The 17,612-nt window shown below is 67.2% G+C and carries 17 protein-coding genes; 6 read left to right on the top strand and 11 right to left on the bottom strand.

Annotation, left to right across the window (positions count from 1 at the left end; translation table 11 throughout):
- Nucleotides 1–88: 88 nt before the first annotated feature.
- Nucleotides 89–544: a hypothetical protein gene (locus tag AB7F10_RS01480; protein WP_428558067.1), complete on the top strand. Its 456-nt coding sequence runs from the start codon at nucleotides 89–91 to the stop codon at nucleotides 542–544.
- Here the strand turns inward: AB7F10_RS01480 and glcF are convergent.
- Genes glcF through AB7F10_RS01465 form a run of 3 tightly spaced genes read right to left on the bottom strand, consistent with a single transcriptional unit; the run spans nucleotide 507 to nucleotide 4,557 of the window.
- Nucleotides 507–1,835, bottom strand: coding sequence for a glycolate oxidase subunit GlcF (gene glcF / locus AB7F10_RS01475; RefSeq protein WP_428558068.1), 1,329 nt, complete (start codon nucleotides 1,833–1,835; stop codon nucleotides 507–509). The genes AB7F10_RS01480 and glcF overlap by 38 nt on opposite strands.
- Nucleotides 1,836–1,841: 6 nt before the next feature.
- Nucleotides 1,842–3,056, bottom strand: coding sequence for a glycolate oxidase subunit GlcE (gene glcE / locus AB7F10_RS01470; protein ID WP_428558069.1), 1,215 nt, complete (start codon nucleotides 3,054–3,056; stop codon nucleotides 1,842–1,844).
- Between the two features lie 7 nt (nucleotides 3,057–3,063).
- Nucleotides 3,064–4,557 carry an FAD-linked oxidase C-terminal domain-containing protein gene (locus AB7F10_RS01465; RefSeq protein WP_428558070.1) on the bottom strand — a complete coding sequence of 498 codons (1,494 nt, stop codon included), beginning with the start codon at nucleotides 4,555–4,557 and terminating at the stop codon, nucleotides 3,064–3,066.
- A gap of 145 nt (nucleotides 4,558–4,702) precedes the next feature.
- Between AB7F10_RS01465 and AB7F10_RS01460 the strand changes: the two genes are divergently transcribed.
- The 3 genes from AB7F10_RS01460 to AB7F10_RS01450 all read left to right on the top strand — a co-directional run bounded on the left by AB7F10_RS01460 (nucleotide 4,703) and on the right by AB7F10_RS01450 (nucleotide 6,563).
- A complete protein-coding gene (locus tag AB7F10_RS01460; protein ID WP_428558071.1) occupies nucleotides 4,703–5,089 on the top strand; it encodes a c-type cytochrome in 387 nt (128 codons plus the stop codon).
- Nucleotides 5,090–5,214: 125 nt separating this feature from the next.
- Nucleotides 5,215–6,042, top strand: a complete 828-nt coding sequence (locus AB7F10_RS01455) for a universal stress protein (protein ID WP_428558072.1) — start codon at nucleotides 5,215–5,217, stop codon at nucleotides 6,040–6,042.
- Nucleotides 6,039–6,563, top strand: coding sequence for an N-acetyltransferase family protein (locus tag AB7F10_RS01450; protein WP_428558074.1), 525 nt, complete (start codon nucleotides 6,039–6,041; stop codon nucleotides 6,561–6,563). The genes AB7F10_RS01455 and AB7F10_RS01450 overlap by 4 nt, the downstream gene beginning before the upstream one ends.
- On the opposite strand, the gene AB7F10_RS01445 is transcribed toward AB7F10_RS01450, so the two are convergent.
- The 3 genes from AB7F10_RS01445 to AB7F10_RS01435 all read right to left on the bottom strand — a co-directional run bounded on the left by AB7F10_RS01445 (nucleotide 6,560) and on the right by AB7F10_RS01435 (nucleotide 9,435).
- Nucleotides 6,560–7,231, bottom strand: a complete 672-nt coding sequence (locus AB7F10_RS01445) for a TetR/AcrR family transcriptional regulator (RefSeq protein WP_428558076.1) — start codon at nucleotides 7,229–7,231, stop codon at nucleotides 6,560–6,562. The genes AB7F10_RS01450 and AB7F10_RS01445 overlap by 4 nt on opposite strands.
- Before the next feature lie 63 nt (nucleotides 7,232–7,294).
- Nucleotides 7,295–8,980 carry a thiamine pyrophosphate-binding protein gene (locus AB7F10_RS01440; RefSeq protein WP_428558077.1) on the bottom strand — a complete coding sequence of 562 codons (1,686 nt, stop codon included), beginning with the start codon at nucleotides 8,978–8,980 and terminating at the stop codon, nucleotides 7,295–7,297.
- A gap of 125 nt (nucleotides 8,981–9,105) precedes the next feature.
- Nucleotides 9,106–9,435, bottom strand: a complete 330-nt coding sequence (locus AB7F10_RS01435; protein ID WP_428558078.1) for an NIPSNAP family protein — start codon at nucleotides 9,433–9,435, stop codon at nucleotides 9,106–9,108.
- A 195-nt stretch (nucleotides 9,436–9,630) separates the two neighbouring features.
- Here AB7F10_RS01435 and AB7F10_RS01430 point away from each other — a divergent pair, with 195 nt between their 5' ends.
- Nucleotides 9,631–11,184 (top strand): AAA family ATPase, encoded by a 1,554-nt coding sequence (locus AB7F10_RS01430; RefSeq protein WP_428558079.1) that lies wholly within the window; start codon nucleotides 9,631–9,633, stop codon nucleotides 11,182–11,184.
- A gap of 106 nt (nucleotides 11,185–11,290) precedes the next feature.
- A complete protein-coding gene (locus AB7F10_RS01425; RefSeq protein WP_428558080.1) occupies nucleotides 11,291–12,502 on the top strand; it encodes an MFS transporter in 1,212 nt (403 codons plus the stop codon).
- On the opposite strand, the gene AB7F10_RS01420 is transcribed toward AB7F10_RS01425, so the two are convergent.
- The 5 genes from AB7F10_RS01420 to ftsH all read right to left on the bottom strand — a co-directional run bounded on the left by AB7F10_RS01420 (nucleotide 12,499) and on the right by ftsH (nucleotide 17,479).
- On the bottom strand, nucleotides 12,499–13,110 hold the full coding sequence (locus tag AB7F10_RS01420) for a hypothetical protein (RefSeq protein ID WP_428558081.1): 612 nt from the start codon (nucleotides 13,108–13,110) through the stop codon (nucleotides 12,499–12,501). The two genes, AB7F10_RS01425 and AB7F10_RS01420, sit on opposite strands and share 4 nt — an antisense overlap.
- Before the next feature lie 11 nt (nucleotides 13,111–13,121).
- Nucleotides 13,122–13,439: an AzlD family protein gene (locus AB7F10_RS01415; RefSeq protein ID WP_428558082.1), complete on the bottom strand. Its 318-nt coding sequence runs from the start codon at nucleotides 13,437–13,439 to the stop codon at nucleotides 13,122–13,124.
- Nucleotides 13,436–14,158, bottom strand: coding sequence for an AzlC family ABC transporter permease (locus AB7F10_RS01410; RefSeq protein ID WP_428558083.1), 723 nt, complete (start codon nucleotides 14,156–14,158; stop codon nucleotides 13,436–13,438). Before AB7F10_RS01410 ends, AB7F10_RS01415 begins: the two co-directional genes overlap by 4 nt.
- A gap of 74 nt (nucleotides 14,159–14,232) precedes the next feature.
- A complete protein-coding gene (locus AB7F10_RS01405; protein ID WP_428558084.1) occupies nucleotides 14,233–15,417 on the bottom strand; it encodes an NnrS family protein in 1,185 nt (394 codons plus the stop codon).
- Between the two features lie 136 nt (nucleotides 15,418–15,553).
- Nucleotides 15,554–17,479 carry an ATP-dependent zinc metalloprotease FtsH gene (gene ftsH / locus AB7F10_RS01400; RefSeq protein WP_428558085.1) on the bottom strand — a complete coding sequence of 642 codons (1,926 nt, stop codon included), beginning with the start codon at nucleotides 17,477–17,479 and terminating at the stop codon, nucleotides 15,554–15,556.
- Between the last annotated feature and the right edge of the window lie 133 nt (nucleotides 17,480–17,612).

Genomic DNA, 17,612 nt, shown 5'->3' with positions numbered 1-17,612 from the left:
GCGCGTTATCGTGCGACGTGAATTTGCTCGCGTGACGAAACCGCGACAGACAAAAATGCCCTAGCGGTTCTGCCCACCGGACGAGAACATGCTGAGGAGGCTGCTAAACAAGCCGCCCGACGGCGGCGGCGCGGCCGGTTCGGTCGAAACCTTTGACGCGCCCGCGCCGTTGCGCGCGGCCACCGCCGGCTTCTTCGCCGCCGTTTTCGCCGCCGCTTTGGCGGTCTTCGTCGCGGCGACCTTCGCGCTGGCCTTGCCCTTGTTGTTGCCGGCAGCCTTGCGCACCGCCGCCGCGCGCTTTGCCGCCGTCAATGCTTTCGCATTTGCCTTGCTCTTCCCGTTTCCGGCTTTGCTGCCGGAGCGCTTCTTCGACGCCGACGCCGATTTTGACGTTTTGGACTTCGCCATGGGCCAATCTCCAAATCTGAATGTCCTTGAGGCGGAGCCAGTACGACCGCCGGATCAAAACGCGAATCAAAACGGAATTGCCGGACCCGGCATAGCAATCATGCGCCGTTTTGTAATGCTTCTTCGCGGTCCTTGAGAGCCTCGGGCACCGGACCGCCGGTCGCCCAGTCGACCAGCTCGATCGTGTGGATCACCGGCACATCGATTCCAGCCGCGATCTGCGTGATGCAGCCGATATTGCCGGCCGCGATCACGTCGGGTTTCACCGTGCGGATATTGGCGACCTTGCGCTCGCGCAGCCGCGTCGCGATGTCCGGCTGGAGAATGTTGTAGGTGCCGGCCGAGCCGCAGCACAGGTGGCTTTCCGGCACGTCGCGCAGCGTGAAGCCGAGCCGCGACAGCAGATCCTTCGGCTCGCGCGTCAGCTTCTGTCCGTGCTGCAGCGAGCATGCGGCGTGATAGGCGACGCGCAGCGCCGACACGTCGCGCGACGGCGCAACCTGTTTGAGCGCGAGATATTCGGAAATGTCCTGCGCCAGCGCCGACACCCGTGCCGCCTTGGCGGCATAGGCGGGATCGTTGCGGAACATGAAGCCGTAATCCTTGATCGTCACGCCGCAGCCGGAGACGTTGATGACGATGGCGTCGAGCCCCTCGCCCTCGATCTCGGCGGTCCAGGCGTCGATATTGGCGCGCGCCTGCGCCAGCGCCTCGTGCTCGCGGCCCATGTGATGCATCAGCGAGCCGCAGCAGCCCTCGCCCGCCGGCGCCACCACCTCGACGCCGTGCCGGTTCAGCACGCGGATCGTCGCGTCGATGGTCGCGGGGGCCAGCACCGGATTGACGCAGCCCATCAGCAACGCGACGCGGCCGCGCTTCACTCCTTCCGCCGGATAGACCTTGCCGAGCCGCTCGGCCGGCGGTGCGGCGCGGCCCGACGGCGCAAGCCGCAGCATCGCGGCGAGCGGCTTCAGCGGCCCGATATCGAACAGCGCCGCGAACGGCCGCGCCACCATGCCGGCGACCAGCGCGAAACGAAACCGCGACGGATAAGGCAGCACCGCGGCGAGCAAAGCGCGGATCGCGCGGTCGATCGGCGGCCGCTTGTAGGTCTCGGTGATATGGGCGCGGGCATGATCGACGAGATGCATGTAATGCACGCCGGCCGGACAGGTCGTCATGCAGGACAGGCACGACAGGCATCGGTCGACATGGGTAACGACCTCGCGGCTCGCCGGCCGGTCGTGCTCCAGCATCTCCTTGATAAGATAGATGCGCCCGCGCGGGGAATCGAGTTCGTCGCCCAAGAGCACATAGGTCGGACAGGTCGCGGTGCAGAAGCCGCAATGCACGCAGGCGCGCAGGATCTTGTCGGCTTCCTTGATCTGCGGGTCCATCAGTTGCGCGAGCGTGAACGAGGTTTGCATGACGTCTCAGACTCCCGCCCACATACGGCCCGGATTGAGCACCGCCTTCGGATCGAAGCTCGCCTTGATCCGCTTCGTCAGCGCCGCGACGCCCGGTTCCTCCGGCTGAAACACGTCGGTCGCGGCGCGGATCGCCTCCGGCGCGCGGATCAGCGTGGCGTGGCCGCCGAGTTCGGCGACGGCGGCGCGCACAGACGCTTCGTCCGGCTCGTCGGCGATCGGCATCGCCACCCAGACGAGGCCACCGCCCCAGTCGTAGAACATCTGCGCGGCGGGCGTCAGCCGCGCGGCAATCTCGTGGCCTTTGCCCGGCGCGGTCGAAATGCGCCACAGCGGCCGCTCGCTCGCATGCGCGGCGGTGAACGCCTTGACCTGCCGGATGCTGCGCCACAGCGCACGCGAACCCGCCTCGTCGAGCAGCGCGACCGGCCCGAACGGCTTCATCAGCGCGGCCAGCGCCTCCTTGCGGTGCGCGACCGACGGCGCGAAGCCTTCGAGCCGCAGCACGGTCGAGGCTTCGGCTTTCGGCAGACCGTCGAAATACGATGCGACATGGTCCGGCAGATGCGCGGCGCCGGAAACGTCGTAAGACGACCCGAGCGCCGCGCTCATCGCCTGCGCCGCGCGAGCGTCGTCGAGGCCGCCGACCACCACGGTCGCCTCGGTCTCGGCGCGCGGCAGCACCTTGATTGTCACCTCGGTCATCGCCGCGAGCGTGCCCCATGAGCCGGCCAGCACCTTGCAGAGATCGTAGCCGGTCACGTTTTTCACCACCCGGCCGCCGGACTTGATCGTGTCGCCGCGCCCGGTCACCGCCGTCACGCCGAGAAAGTGATCGCGCGCCGCGCCCGAACGGATGCGGCGAGGGCCCGCGAGATTCGCCGCGATCGTGCCGCCGAGCGTGCCCTCGCCCGCCTCGCGCCCGAGCAGCGGGCCGTAATCGACCGGCTCGAAGGCAAGCTCCTGGCCGTTCGTCGCGACCAGCGTCTCGATCTCCGCCAGCGGCGTGCCGACGCCGGCCGACAGGATCAGTTCCTCCGGCTCATAGAGCGTGACGCCGGAAAGCCCCGACAGGTCGAGCGTCAGATCGGTCTGGCTCGGCCGGCCGATCACGCGCTTGCTGCCGGAGCCTGCGACCTCCAGCGCCTTGTCGTGGCCGAGCGCCCATTGCACGGCGTCCTCGGCGTCCTTCGCGTCACGCGGCTTCAATGTGTCGGACATCCCCGGCCTAGAATCTCGGAATGTCGGGAAACGGCAGCCGGCCAGCCGCGACATGCATGCGGCCGAGTTCGGCGCAGCGATGCAGCACCGGGAACACCTTGCCGGGATTGAGCAGGCCCTTCTCGTCGAAGGCGCATTTGACACGCTGCTGCTGGTTCAAATCGGTTTCGGAGAACATCGTGGGCATCAGGTCGCGCTTCTCGACGCCGACGCCGTGTTCGCCGGTCAGCACGCCGCCGACTTCGACGCAGAGCTTCAGGATGTCGGCGCCGAATTCCTCGGTCTTCTCCAGCTCGCCAGGCTTGTTGGCATCGAACAGAATGAGCGGATGGAGATTGCCGTCGCCGGCGTGGAACACATTGGCGACCCGCAGCCCGTAGCGTTCCGACATCTCGCTCATGCGGGCGAGCACCTCGGGCAGCTTGGCGCGCGGGATGGTGCCGTCCATGCACATATAGTCCGGCGAGATACGCCCAACCGCCGGGAACGCCGCCTTGCGGCCAGCCCAGAACAGCAAACGCTCCTCCTCCGACGCCGAGACCCGGCATTTCACCGCGCCGCAGGACTTTGCGATCTCTTCGACGCGCGCGATCAGGTGATCCACTTCCGTTTTCGGCCCATCGAGTTCGACGATCAGCAATGCTTCGACGTCGAGCGGATAGCCGGCATGGACGAATTCCTCGACCGCATGGATCGCCGGACGGTCCATCATCTCCATGCCGCCCGGAATGATACCGGCGCCGATGATGCGGCCGACGCAGGCGCCGGCGTCTTCCGAGCTGTTGAAGCCGACCAGCAGCGCGCGCGCGGTTTCCGGCTTCTTCAGGATGCGCACCGTCACCTCGGTGACGACGCCGAGCAGCCCTTCCGAGCCGGTGATGAGGCCGAGAATGTCGTAGCCCGCCGCATCGAGATGCTTGCCGCCGATGCGCACGGTCTCGCCGTTCATCAGCACCATTTCGCAGCCGAGCACGTTGTTGGTGGTCATGCCGTATTTCAGGCAATGCAGCCCGCCGGAATTCTCCGCGATGTTGCCGCCGATCGTGCAGGCGATCTGCGAGGACGGGTCCGGCGCGTAGTAGAAGCCTTCATGCGCCACCGCGTTGCTGATCGCGAGATTGGTCACGCCCGGCTCGACCACCGCGACGCGGTTCTCGAAGTCGATCTCCCGCACGCGGTTGAATTTCGCCATGCCGAGCAGCACGCCGTCCTCGAGCGGCAGCGCGCCCCCCGACAGCGAGGTGCCCGCGCCGCGCGGCACCACCTTGATGCCCTCGGCGTGGCAGTAGGCCAGAACCTCGGAGACCTGCTTGGCGGTGTCCGGCAGCACGACCACCATGGGCAGTTGCCTGTAGGCGGTCAGCCCGTCGGACTCGTAGGGACGCATTTCGCGCTCGGTCGCGATCACGCCCTCGCCCGGCACGATATTGCGCAGTGCGGCAACGATCCTGGCGCGCCGCGCCAGCACGTCCTTGTCGGCTTCCGGCATTTTGACCGGCATTGGGTCTTCCTTCGAGGTTCGCCGTTACGATAGCGCGTTTTCACGGTTGACACATCGCCCGTGCATACGTCATTTCGAATATGAAATGGCGCGGGTTCCGGCCGTGGGCTGCTCTGCGCCGGTCACTGCAACGGGAGACCGACCGATGAAATCCGCCTTCGTTCTCGCTGTCACGATCACACTGGCCGGCATCGGAGCGGCGCAGGCCCAGGACGTCGCCGAAGGGGAAAAGTCGTTCCGCAAATGCATGGCCTGCCACGCCATCGGCGAAGGCGCGAAGAACAAGGTGGGTCCCGAGCTTAACGGCCTCGACGGCCGCCACTCCGGCGCGGCGCCCGGCTACAATTACACCGAGGCCAACAAGAAGTCGGGCATCACCTGGAACGAGGCGAGCTTCCTCGAATACATCAAGGACCCGCGCGCCAAGATTCCGGGCACGAAAATGGCCTTCGCCGGCATCAAGAAAGAGAGCGAGGCCAAGGATCTTTGGGCCTACCTGAAGCAGTTCGGTGCCGACGGCAAAAAGAAGTGAGATTTCGGCCAAAAAGCCGATAATTCCGCTGAAATTTCGCGCCGGCGTTTGATCGCCGTCAAACTGCCCTCCACATTTCCCTCTAGGCTCGTTGCGATTGGGAAATTCATTCCGTGGAGACAGATATGCTTAAGGACATCATCGTCAGTCTTGGCCAGAACGAACGTGATGCGGCCGGCGATTTCGCCGTCTCGGTCGCTGCGGCCTGCGAGGCGCATCTGCTCGGCGTCGTCTGCGCCTACGAGCCCGTATTGCCCGGCTCGGTGATGGGCGGCATTCCGCCGGAATTCATCGAGGCGCAGCGGCGCGAGTCGGACAAGAAGGCGCAGGCCGCGCTGACACGCTTCGACGCCGCCGCCAAGCGCAACGGCCTGTCCTACGAAACGCACACGCTGCGCGCCAGCATCGGCGAATCCGCCACCATGCTGAGCAGACTGGCGCGGCGGTTCGACCTCGCGATCTGCTGCCAGCAAGATCCGAAGGACACCATCCCGAGCGATCTGATCACCGAGTCGCTGCTGTTCGAATCCGGCCGCCCGGTCATCGTGGTGCCTTACATCCAGAAGCAGCCTCTCAAGCTCGACCGCATCATGGTGTGCTGGGACGGCGGACGCGCCGCGACCCGCGCCATCGCGGACTCGCTGCCGCTGCTCAAAATGGCCAAGCAGGTCGAGATTGTGATGGTCGCCGCCAAGGCCGGCAGCGACAAAGAAGTGCCCGGTGCCGATCTAGGCCAGCATCTCGCCCGCCACGGCCTCAAGGTCGACGTCAGGCGGCTGACCTCTCCCGACATCGACATCAACAGCACACTTTTGTCCCATGCTGCGGATATCAGTGCCGACATGATCGTGATGGGCGGTTACGGCCATTCGCGGCTGCGCGAATTCGTGCTCGGCGGCGTCACCCGCGGTATCCTGTCCAGCATGACAGTGCCGGTGCTGATGTCGCATTGAGGGCGCAAACCGAAACCCTGCGCGATGGATCGCGCGTCGTCATCCGGCAGCTCAGGCCGGGCGACGGCGTGCTTTACCCCGATTTTCTTGCCGGCGTCACGCGCGAGGATTTGCGGCTGCGGTTCTTCGCGCCGATTGCGGAACTGAGCGACGCGCTGATCCACACGCTCACGCATTACGATCCCGCGAAGGCGATGGCCTTCATCGCCCTGTCGGAAAGCGACGGCCGCATGCTCGGCGTGGTCCGCCTGCATGACGATACCGGAGCCGGCAAAACCAGGGGCGCGGAATTCGCGGTGCTGCTGCGCTCCTCGCTCAAGGGCAAGGGGCTTGGCTGGCTGCTGATGCAGCGCATGATCGCTTATGCGCGCGAGCACGGCATCGCGCTGGTGCACGGTCAGGTGCTGGCCGAGAACACCACGATGCTGGAGATGTGCGAACATCTCGGCTTTCACATCGCCGACGATTCCAGCGAGCGCGGGATGAAATATGTGACGCTGACGACCGGCGCGGCGGCCTAACGCCGCCCGCCGATCGGCGGCAGCGTGACCTGCGCGATCAGGCCGCGCGCGCGGGCATCGACCACGCCGAGGCCGCGCAGGGCGAACAGCGTCATCGACTGCACCGCCTCCCTCATCTTGACGGGATCGCCGTCGCCGGCCGGCGCCTGCGGGCCGACCAGCCCTTCGAGCAATGCGCCGACGATGGCCGGCGCGGCGGTCGCCGCATCGGCATCGGGGAAATGACCGTGGTTTGCCGCGGTGCGAATCCGGCCGGCGATTTCCTCCACCAGCGCATCGCGGAAATCGCGCCGCGCCGCCTCGACGCCGCTTTCGGTCGGCTCCGCGATCACCGCCCAGGACAGCCGCCGCTCGGCGAGAATGCGCGCCGCAAATGTCGCGATGGTGGCGGCGAGCGCCGACAACGGCCCCGGCGCGGCGTCTCCCGCCGCGCGCATCGCCTCGATCTCGCGCTCCGCGACCGAGGTGACGAGATCGGTGACGAGATCGGATTTCGACGGGAAGTAGCGATAGACGGTGCCGGCCGCGATACCGGCGCGCTGCGACACCGGCACGATCTGCACCGCCGCCATGCCGCCGTTGCCGGCGATGGTGCGCGCAGCGCCCAGGATCGCCTGCTCACGCTCGGCCATGCGGCGGGTGACGTTCGGAGTGCGGCGATAGGCCATGCAACGACTGAATGCTGATTCACCGCATTCAGGCAAGCCTAATTCGGCAGCAGATGTTGCCGCTCAGTTTTTCCCCGCGGACAGCGCCTTGTCGCGGATGCCGGAGAGCGTCGCCGCCGGCGAGATGCCGTCCGGATCGACCTTGAGATGGATGATGGCCGGCAGGCCGGACTTTTCCGCCGCCTCGAAAGCGGCTGGGAAATCGGAGGTCTTGTCGACCCGCACGCCGAAGCCGCCGAACGCCTGCGCATAGGCGGCGAAGTCCGGGTTGCGCAGCGCGGTCGCGATGACGCGGCCGGGATATTCGCGCTCCTGATGCATGCGGATGGTGCCGTAGATGCCGTTGTCGAACAGCACCACGATGATCGGCAGTTCGTATTGCACGGCGGTCGCGAAGTCCTGGCCCGACATCAGGAAGTCGCCGTCGCCGGCGACACAAATCACGGTACGCGACGGATCGAGCCGCTTCATTGCGATCGCCGCCGGCAGGCCGTAGCCCATCGAGCCGGAGGTCGGCGCGACCTGCGTGCCGAACTGGCGGAAGCGATGGAAGCGATGGATCCAGCCGGAGAAGTTCCCCGCGCCGTTGCAGATCGCGGTGTTCGCCGGCACGCGGTCGCGCAGCCATGTGACGATCTCACCGAGATTGACCGGACCCGGCACCGCGGTCGGCTTCTCCGACCAGGCGAGATAGTCCGCATGCGCGGCTTCGGTTTGCGGCCGCCACGGCATCGCTCCCGGCGGCTGCAAGCTTGCGAGCGCGGCGCAGAACGCATCCGGCGTCGCATGGATGGCAAGCTGCGGCCGATAGACCCGGCCGAGTTCTTCCGCGCCCGGATGGACATGGACAAGCTTCATCTGCGGCACCGGAATGTCGAACAGCGTGTAGCTCTGCGACGGCATTTCCGAGAGCCGCGTGCCGATCATCAGCACGAGGTCGGCGGCCTTGATGCGCGCGAGCAGTTTCGGGTTCGGCCCGATGCCGAGATCGCCGGCGTAGCAGGGATGCAGCGCATCCATCACATGCGCGCGGCGGAACGTGGTCGCCACCGGCAGCGCGAATTTTTCCGCAAAGCGCATCAGCGCGGCGCAGCCTTGCGCCGTCCACCGGCTGCCGCCAGCGAGCACGATCGGCCGCTCGGCCGCCGCGACCATGCCGCGCAGGCGATCGAGGTCGGCGGCACCCGGCGAGGTTTCGACGACATCGGCCGCCGGCGCATCACCGACGACGACGCGATCGACCAGCATGTCCTCCGGCAGCGCAATCACCACCGGTCCGGGCCGTCCGTTCATCGCGGTATAGAATGCACGCGACACCAGTTCGGGGATGCGCGCGGCATCGTCGATCTCGGTCACCCATTTCGCCATGGTGCCGAACACCGAGCGGTAATTGACCTCCTGGAACGCCTCGCGCTCGCGCATCTCGCGCGCCACCTGCCCGACGAACACGATCAGCGGCGTGGAGTCTTGCTGCGCGATGTGGATGCCGGAAGTCGCATTGGCGACACCCGGCCCGCGCGTGACGAAGCAGATGCCGGGCCGGCCCGTCGTCTTGCCGACGGCTTCCGCCGCCATCGCCGCCGCGCCCTCGTTGCGGCACACCGTCAATGCGATCTTGCGGTCATGGAAGGCGTCGAGCGCGGCGAGATAGCTCTCGCCCGGCACGCAGAAGACGTGGCTCACGCCCTGCGCGGCCAGTTGATCGACCAGGATCTCGCCGCCGGTGCGGGTGCCGTCATTCGAACGCATCGTCTGTCTCCACGCGCGCGCCAACGGGCGCGAGCCCACCTATAAAGGATCGGCCGAAGCGGGGCGAGAGGCCACGGGCGCGGGCCTCATACCCTGCCCGCGGACCTTCGCCTGTCGAACGCGGCTTACTTGCGCTTCAGCGGCGGGCAGAACTTCACCGGCGTCATCAGCGTCGTGCGCTGATTGATGAGGTAACCGGCCTTCACGTTCTCCTCGAGATAGACCTTCCAGTCCGGATCGGCGGCCTGCGCGGCGCGGCGATTCTCGCGGTCGGCGGCGCTCTCATAAACCCACATGTGGACGAGCGTGTTCATCTCGCCGCTCTCGGCCTGCAGGTAGCACAGCGGCTGGCCGATGTGGCGGACCTGCACCGGCAGGCCGTACTTCTCGTAAAGCTCGAGTTGGGCAGGACCGGTTCCGGGGCGGACGGTGTAAGTGCGGACGTCGACAAGCACGTCTGATCTCCCTTTCGTAGTCGCCGCGGCAGGCGGCAATGCGCGGACTCTTCCGGCAGCTATCGCCGCGGTCAATAGCGCGGACAACGGTGGGACGCCGCTCTGTCGCCACCTGAAAGTGGCGCGCACGCCATCACGAAATCGGCCATTTGTCCGCTATAGTCGCGTGCGTTCGCCGCTCGAAAACGGAGTATCATGCAGAACGAGGTCTTTGCGTTCCTTGCCGACGCCGCGACGCACGGCGGCCAGCCGGTCACGCGCATCGACACCCATGCGGCCTGCGTGTTCCTGACCGGCGACACGGTGTACAAGGTCAAGCGCGCGGTGCGCTTTCCCTTCCTCGATTATTCGACGCTGGAAAAACGCAAAGCGGCCTGCGACGCGGAGATCGCGGTCAACAGGCCGTTTGCGCCGCAACTCTATCGAAAGGTCGTGCCGATCACGCGCGGCAGCGGCGGCCGTCTCGCCATCGGCAGCCATAATGGGGACGTCGACGGCGAGGCTGTCGAATGGGCGCTGGTGATGCGGCGCTTCGACGAGACGCAGACGCTCGACCATCTCGCCGATGCGGGCAAAGTGGACGCACGGCTCGCCGACGCGCTTGGCCGCGCCGTCGCGTCGGCTCACGCGAAGCTGCCGGACACCGACGCCGGCGCGTGGATCGACTATCTCCCGACCATCATCGCGCAGAACGACGAAGACCTGCGCCAATCGCCCGCCCTGTTCCCGCCGGACAAGGCCAAGGAGCTGCGCCGCGACACCGAGGCTGCGCTGGCAAAAATCCGTCCGCTGCTCGTCGCACGCGGCAAGGCCGGCGATGTCCGCCGCTGTCATGGCGACCTGCATCTCGGCAACATCGCGCTGATCGACGGCAAGCCGGTGCTGTTCGACGCCATCGAGTTCGATCCGCTCATCGCCGCCGGCGACCTGTTTTACGACCTCGCCTTCCTGCTGATGGATATGGTCGAGCGGGGCTTGCGCGATGAGGCGACGATCGTGCTCAACCGTTATCTCTATGAACGGCGCAACGCCGACGATCTCGACGCGCTCGCCACGCTGCCGCTGTTCATGTCGCTGCGCGCCGCGATCCGCGCCAAGGTGACGGCGGCGAAAAGCAGGGACGGCAAGAACAAGGACGGCAAGAACTTGGACAACAAGGACGCCGAGGCCGCCCGCGCCTATTTCGCGCTGGCGCGGCGTCTGCTCGCACCGCCGGAGCCGCAACTGATCGCCGTCGGCGGCCTGTCCGGCACCGGCAAGTCGGTGCTCGCCGCAAGCCTCGCCGCGCACATTTTCCCCGAGCCGGGCGCCGTGGTGATCCGCAGCGACATCGAACGCAAGGCGCTGTTCGACAAGGCCGAAACCGAGAAGCTGCCGGCGGAGGCCTATCAACCGGAGGCGACCGCGCGGGTCTATGCCCGCGTCACGGAGGCCGCGGGCCGCGCGCTGCGCGCCGGCCACTCCGTCATCGCCGACGCAGTGTTTGCCCGTCAGGACGAACGCGCGGCGATCGCCGCGGTGGCGCGCGAGGCTGGCGTTGCGTTTCACGGCCTGTTCCTGACCGCCGATCTTGCCGTCCGCGTTGCGCGGGTCGGCGCGCGCAAGCTCGATGCCTCCGATGCCGACGCCGGCGTCGCGCGGCAGCAGGAAACCTACGATCTCGGCGCGCTCGACTGGCGCCAAGTCGATGCCGGCGGCACGCCGTCCGACACTCTGCGGCACGCCACCGAGGCGCTCCATCGCAGCTGACATCAGCCATGCGCGTTTCGGCACTGGCCGCGGCCGCCAAATCGGTGCATAGATTTCACGGTCCATCGCCGGACAACCCGCGACCCCGAGCCGGTTCGACCACCGCATGACGCCGACGGCGCCAACCTCATCCTTCACCACGCGCTATATCGCGGTCGGCCTTGCCGGCTACTGCTGCTTCATCAATCTCTATTCGCCGCAGGCGATCCTGCCGCTGCTGTCGGCCGAGTTCGGCGTCGGCGCGGCGGAAATATCGCTGCTGATGACGGCCGGCACGCTCGCCATCGCGCTCACCGCGCCGTTCACCGGCTCGGTCGCGGACGTGATCGGCCGCAAGCGCATCATCGTCACCGCCATGCTGGTGCTGACGATCCCGACCATCATGATCGCGCTGTCGACCACGCTGACGCAGATGATCGTCTGGCGCTTCATCCAGGGGCTGGTGCTGCCGCCGATCTTCGCGGTGACCATCGCCTATATCGGCGAGGAATGGCCGCGCGGCGAAGCGACCGCAGCGGCCGGCGTCTACACCTCCGGCGCAAGCATCGGCGGCTTTTCCGGGCGGTTCTTCGGCGGCATCCTCGCCGATCATTTCGGCTGGCCGGTTGCGTTTTATGCGCTCGCGGCCATCGCCTTCGCCGGCGGCATCGCCGTGCTGTTGCTGCTGCCGCGCGAGCGCAAATTCGTGCGGTCGGAGGGCCTGCTCATCTCGCTGCGGCAGATGGTCGGCCACTTCCGCAACGGGCAACTGGTCGCGACCTACGCGGTCGGCTTCGGCGTGCTGTTCAATTTCATCTGCACTTTCACGTTCATTAGCTTCCACCTCGCCGCCCCGCCCTACAATCTGTCGGCCACCGCGCTCGGGCTGATCTTCATCGTCTATCTTGTCGGCTCGGCGGCGACGCCGTGGAGCGGCTGGGCGGTGGCGCAGTTCGGCCGCCGCCGTTTCGTCATTCCGGTCATCGGCGCGTGGCTCGTCGGCATCGCGCTCACGCTGCTGCCCTCGCTGTGGGCGATCCTGATTGGCCTTGCGCTGTGCGCGGCCTGCGGCCTCGTCTGCCAGGCGGTCTCGACCGGCTATGTCACCATCACCGCGCAGGTCGGCCGCTCCTCGGCGGTCGGCCTTTATGTCACGAGTTTCTATGTCGGCGGCAGCTTCGGCGCGGCGGTGGGCGGCGTCGCTTTCATTGTCGGAAAGTGGCCGGCCTGTGTCGCGCTGGTCGCGATCATGCTGGCGATCATGGCGGCGATCGTGAAATTCGGCTGGACGCCGCGGGTGCCGCCAGCTCCTGCCACCACGCCGGTCGAACCCGCCTAGTCTCTATTCGCGCTCTTATGCCACGCCGGCGCGTAACCATTGGCGAGTGCGCGCAAAACTGACGGCGGCGTCAGCACATCGACCTCAACGCTGCGCGGGCGGCGTACCGCGTCGCGATAGCCCTCCGGCGTCCAGCGCAACATCTGCCTGCCACGCAGCGCGAAGGCCTCGCCGTCGCGCACGATCGTCGCGCCGTCCGGCAGCGCATCGACGGCACGGGCATGCAGCCGCTTGTCGCGACCATCGAGCCGTTCGCGATGCAGGATGACGTCCATCTCCGGCGCGCTGATGCGCTTGCCGCGCGGCGCGAAGGCTTTGGCGAACCGTGCGGCATCCCTGCGCCGGCACTCGAAACAGGGCCGGTGACCGGCGGCGAGCGCCGTCACCTCGTCGAGAAAGAACAGCTCGGTATAGAAGCGGCCCCAGACGTCGCGCTGGCGGCCCTTGAAGTCGAGCACGCAGCAGATCCATTGCCGCGACGCCCAGCGCCGCGTCGTCAAGGTACGCGCGTCGGTGTGGATGCGGCCGCCGCGATTGCCGAACATCGTGCCACGCGCCTTCACGGCGACGAGTTCACCGAATGGCGTCACGCGGTTCTGCAATGTCATCGCAAACCTGCTCAGAAACCGGCGAAGCGGACCAGCGCGGCGGCGGCCATGCCGGCCAGCACCGCGGCGAAATCGTTGCGCAGCGCGAGCATCGCCGCAAGGGCCCCGGCCACCGCGGCAAGTCCCGCGAGACCGCCATGCACCAGCAGCGGCGCGACCGTCGCGGCGATGATCGCGCCCGGCAGCGTGTCGAGCATGCGGCGCAGCCGCGGGCCGATGGCGAAGCGGCCGATCAGCCAGAAGCCGCTGACGCGGGTGAGATAGACCGCCGCCGCCATCGCGAGCACGATGCCGGCGAAGGCTAACGGGTCGTGCGCGCTCAACGTCATGCGCGCTCCTCGACAAAGGCGCCGACAAGACTGCCGGCCAGCGCGCCGAGCACGACATACCAGAAGCCGCCGAGCGTCAGGTCGGCGGCGACCGCGACGACACCGGCGACCGCCCAGGCCGCCGCCATGCGCGGCCCCTGCCACAGCGGCACCAGCATCGCCATGAAGAAGGCCGGCATCACCATGTCGAGGCCGAACGTGAGCGGATCGACCGCCGAGCCGAGCCAGTAGCCCGGCGCGGTCGACACCACCCAGACCACCCAGCACACCGCCGCGCTGCCGATCACGAAGCCCGGATCGTCGCCGCCCTCGCGCTGGTAGCGCGCGGCGAGCAGCCACGGCGGCTCCACGAGAAAGTGCAGGAAAGGATAGACCTGCCGCGCCGGCAGCCGGCCGAGCAGCGGCTGCATCGCCGCGCTGACGAGGATGAAACGCGAGCAGATCACGAATGTTGCGACCGTGGCGGCGAAGGTCGTCGCGGCGGTGATTTCCGATGGCCAGGCGTCGACCACGATGATCTGCGCGGTGCCGGAAAACACCACCGCGCTCATGATCACCGCGTCGAACAGGCTGAAACCCTTGCGTGCAGCAACGGTGCCGAACGCCATGCCGAAGGCGAACAGCCCCGGCATCAGCGGCAGCGTGGCGATCGCGCCGGCGCGGAAACCGGCGGCGGTCCAGTACGATTTGAAGGGCTTGGGGGCGGCAGGCTCGGACATGGTTCGGGGCGAGAGAGCTAGCCCACTCGCCCCGCCGCGGGAAGTCACAAAACGGAGCGCCCGTTATGCGCGCCCTACTCCCAGACCGGCGGCTGTTTCACCAGCAATGGCCCATAGGCAATGACAAAGCCGACGAAAGCGGAAATCCATGCTCCGGCCGCGAGATCGACGAGCAGCGCGTCGCCGGTCAGCGCGCCGGCGATGCGCAGCACCGCGGCGATGAAGGCGAGCGCGTAGATCGCCTGCGTGCCGGCCGAGGCATAGAGCTTGCGGCCGGTATGGCCGAGACTCGCCCGCGTCATCACCGCGAGCGTCATCATGCCGATGGCGCCTGCCGTCCAGGCATGGATGCCGGCGCTCGGCGCAATCGACGGCCGGAAGACGGCGGCCGCGAGCAACAGAAAACCCGCCGGCACGAAGGCGTAAGCCACGTGCAGCACCAGCACCAGCCGGTCGGCGACGGCGCGGTCGCCCGCCCAGCGCGTAAGCCGGGCAAGATGCGCGAGGCCCGCGACGGCCAGCAGCGCCCCGGTCACGCCGTGCAGCGGCGCGATCACCCAGACGACGATCGCCACCGCGCCGCTCGCGATGCACAGCGCATCGAAGCGCGAGAACGGCGCCGGCAGGCGGCCGGGATTGTTCCGCGCGAGCCAGTTGTTGGTGAAACTCGGCACGATCCGCCCGCCGACCAGCGAGATCAGCAGGATGACGGCGCCGAGCGACAGGCGGATGCCGTAATCGGCCGCGCCGTTGCGCACCGCCTCGACGTGGAACACGATATTGCCGGCGGCGAGCACCGCGATCACGATCAGCACCCGCAGATTGCGCCAGTTCTTGCCGGCGACGATTTCACGCACCGCGACGCCGGCGAGCGCGACAAGGAACGACACGTCGATCACGGCAGCGAGCGCCGGCCCGATCAGCGCGGAAGTCGCGATCGCCACGCGGCCGGCAAGCCACAGTGCGGCAAGCGCAGCGAGCGGCCAGCCGTTGACCGGCAGCCGCCCGGTCCAGTTCGGCACAGCCGTCAGCAGAAATCCGGCGACGGTCGCGGCGACATAACCGAACAGCATCTCGTGGATGTGCCAGTCGAGCGCGCCGAACGCGGTCGGCAAGGCGATGTTGCCGTAATACTGCGGCATCCACAGCAGGATGCCGAACGCCGCCCACAGGCCGGCGCCGAAGAAAAACGGGCGAAACCCGTAGGAGAACAGCGCCGGCCCGGCGTAATCGCGGCGGCGCGACAGCGCGACATTCATGGCGAACTCCTCGACGGCATCAGCATCGGCGATACGCCTGCCTTGCGTCTTTGCGCCCGGTCAAACTCGCGTGGCTGCCACGCGAAAGCAAAACGCCCGCCGGAGGGCGGGCGTTTGCGTGTTTCGGATGAGGCCGTCAGCCCTGCGGCTGCGGCGCGACGTCGCCGGTCGGCGCGTCGGGCCGCGGGCGCGGCTTGCCGGACGGCGGCACGGCGGACGAACGCGGCGTCGAAGGCTCGACCACCGTTTCGCGGTTCGGCCGCTTGCCGTCCAGGAGATCCTTGATCTCGTCGCCGGTCAGCGTCTCGAACTCGATCAGACCCTTGGCCAGCACTTCGAGGTCGCCGCGCTTTTCGGTGAGGATGCGCCGCGCTTCGGCGAGACCCTCCTCGACCAGCTTGCGCACTTCGGCGTCGATCTTGCGGCTGGTCTCTTCCGAGATATTGGTCTGCCGCGCGACCTGATAGCCGAGGAACACCTCGTCCTGGTTCTCGCCATAAGCGACGGGACCGAGTTCGGTCGAGAAGCCCCAGCGCGTTACCATCATGCGGGCGAGCTTGGTGCCCTGCTCGATGTCGGAGGCCGCGCCCGAGGTCACCTTGTCGGCGCCGAACACCATGTCCTCGGCGACGCGGCCGGCCATGATGATCGCGAGTCGCGAGGTCATCTGCTCGTAGCTCATCGATAGCTTGTCGCGTTCCGGCAGCTGCATGACCATGCCGAGCGCGCGGCCGCGCGGGATGATCGTCGCCTTGTGCACCGGATCGGTCGCCTTGACGTTGAGCGCGACCAGCGCGTGGCCGCCCTCGTGATAGGCGGTGAGGAGTTTCTCCTCCTCCGTCATCACCAACGACTTGCGCTCGGCGCCCATCATCACCTTGTCCTTGGCGTCCTCGAATTCGGACTGCGTGACCATGCGCTTGTTGCGGCGCGCGGCCATCAGCGCAGCCTCGTTGACGAGGTTCATCAGGTCCGCGCCGGAGAAGCCCGGCGTGCCGCGCGCGATGGTTTTCAGGTTCACGTCGGGCGCCAGCGGAACTTTCCGCACATGCACCTTCAGGATCTGCTCGCGGCCGACCACGTCCGGGTTCGGCACCACGACCTGACGATCGAAGCGGCCGGGACGCAGCAGCGCGGGATCGAGCACGTCCGGGCGGTTGGTCGCGGCGATCAGGATGATGCCTTCGTTCGCCTCGAAGCCGTCCATCTCGACCAGCAACTGGTTGAGCGTCTGTTCGCGCTCGTCATTGCCGCCGCCGAGGCCGGCGCCGCGATGACGGCCGACCGCGTCGATTTCGTCGATGAAGATGATGCACGGCGCGTTCTTCTTCGCCTGCTCGAACATGTCGCGCACGCGGCTCGCGCCGACGCCGACGAACATCTCGACGAAGTCGGAACCGGAAATCGTGAAGAACGGCACATTGGCTTCGCCCGCGACCGCGCGCGCGATCAGCGTCTTGCCGGTGCCGGGCGGGCCGACCAGCAGCACGCCGCGCGGAATGCGTCCGCCGAGCCGCTGGAACTTGCCGGGGTCGCGCAGGAATTCGACGATCTCCTGCAGGTCTTGCTTGGCTTCATCGACGCCCGCGACGTCCTCGAACGTCACGCGGCCATGCGCTTCCGCCAGAAGCTTCGCGCGGGACTTGCCGAAGCCCATCGCCTTGCCGCCCGCGCCCTGCATCTGCCGCGACAGGAAAATCCACACGCCGATCAGCGCGATGAAGGGCAGCCACGACACAAGCAGCGACACGAACCACGGCACGTTGTCCTGCTGCGGCCGCGCCGTGATGGAGACGCCCTTGTTGTAGAGCTTCTGCACGAGGCCCGGATCGCTCGGCGCATAGGTCTGGAAGCTGCGGCCGTCAGAGAAGGTGCCGTGGATTTCCGGCCCCTGGATCACGACGTCGCGGACGCGGCCCTGATCGACCTCATTGAGCAACTGCGAGAAGGAGATGTCCTGGGACGTGGTCCGCTGGCTGGGATTCTGGAACAGCGCGAACAGCGCCAGCAGCAGCAGAACAATGATCACCCAGAGGGCGAAGTTGCGCAGATTGGCGTTCATTTCGCGTCCTTAACGTGCACGGGCCGCCGCAAAAACGCCCGTCTCCCAAGACCCTAGACCTCAACATGGCCATGCCCGCATTCCGCGGCAAAGTCACGGCCAGTTCATTCACAATGTAGGCACGGGTCGGAAC

Source organism: Pseudolabrys sp., from assembly GCF_050250095.1.
Classification (GTDB): Bacteria; Pseudomonadota; Alphaproteobacteria; order Rhizobiales; family Xanthobacteraceae; genus Pseudolabrys.
Note: the sequence above shows the minus strand (reverse complement) of the source record. Positions and strands in the feature narration are given on the sequence as shown.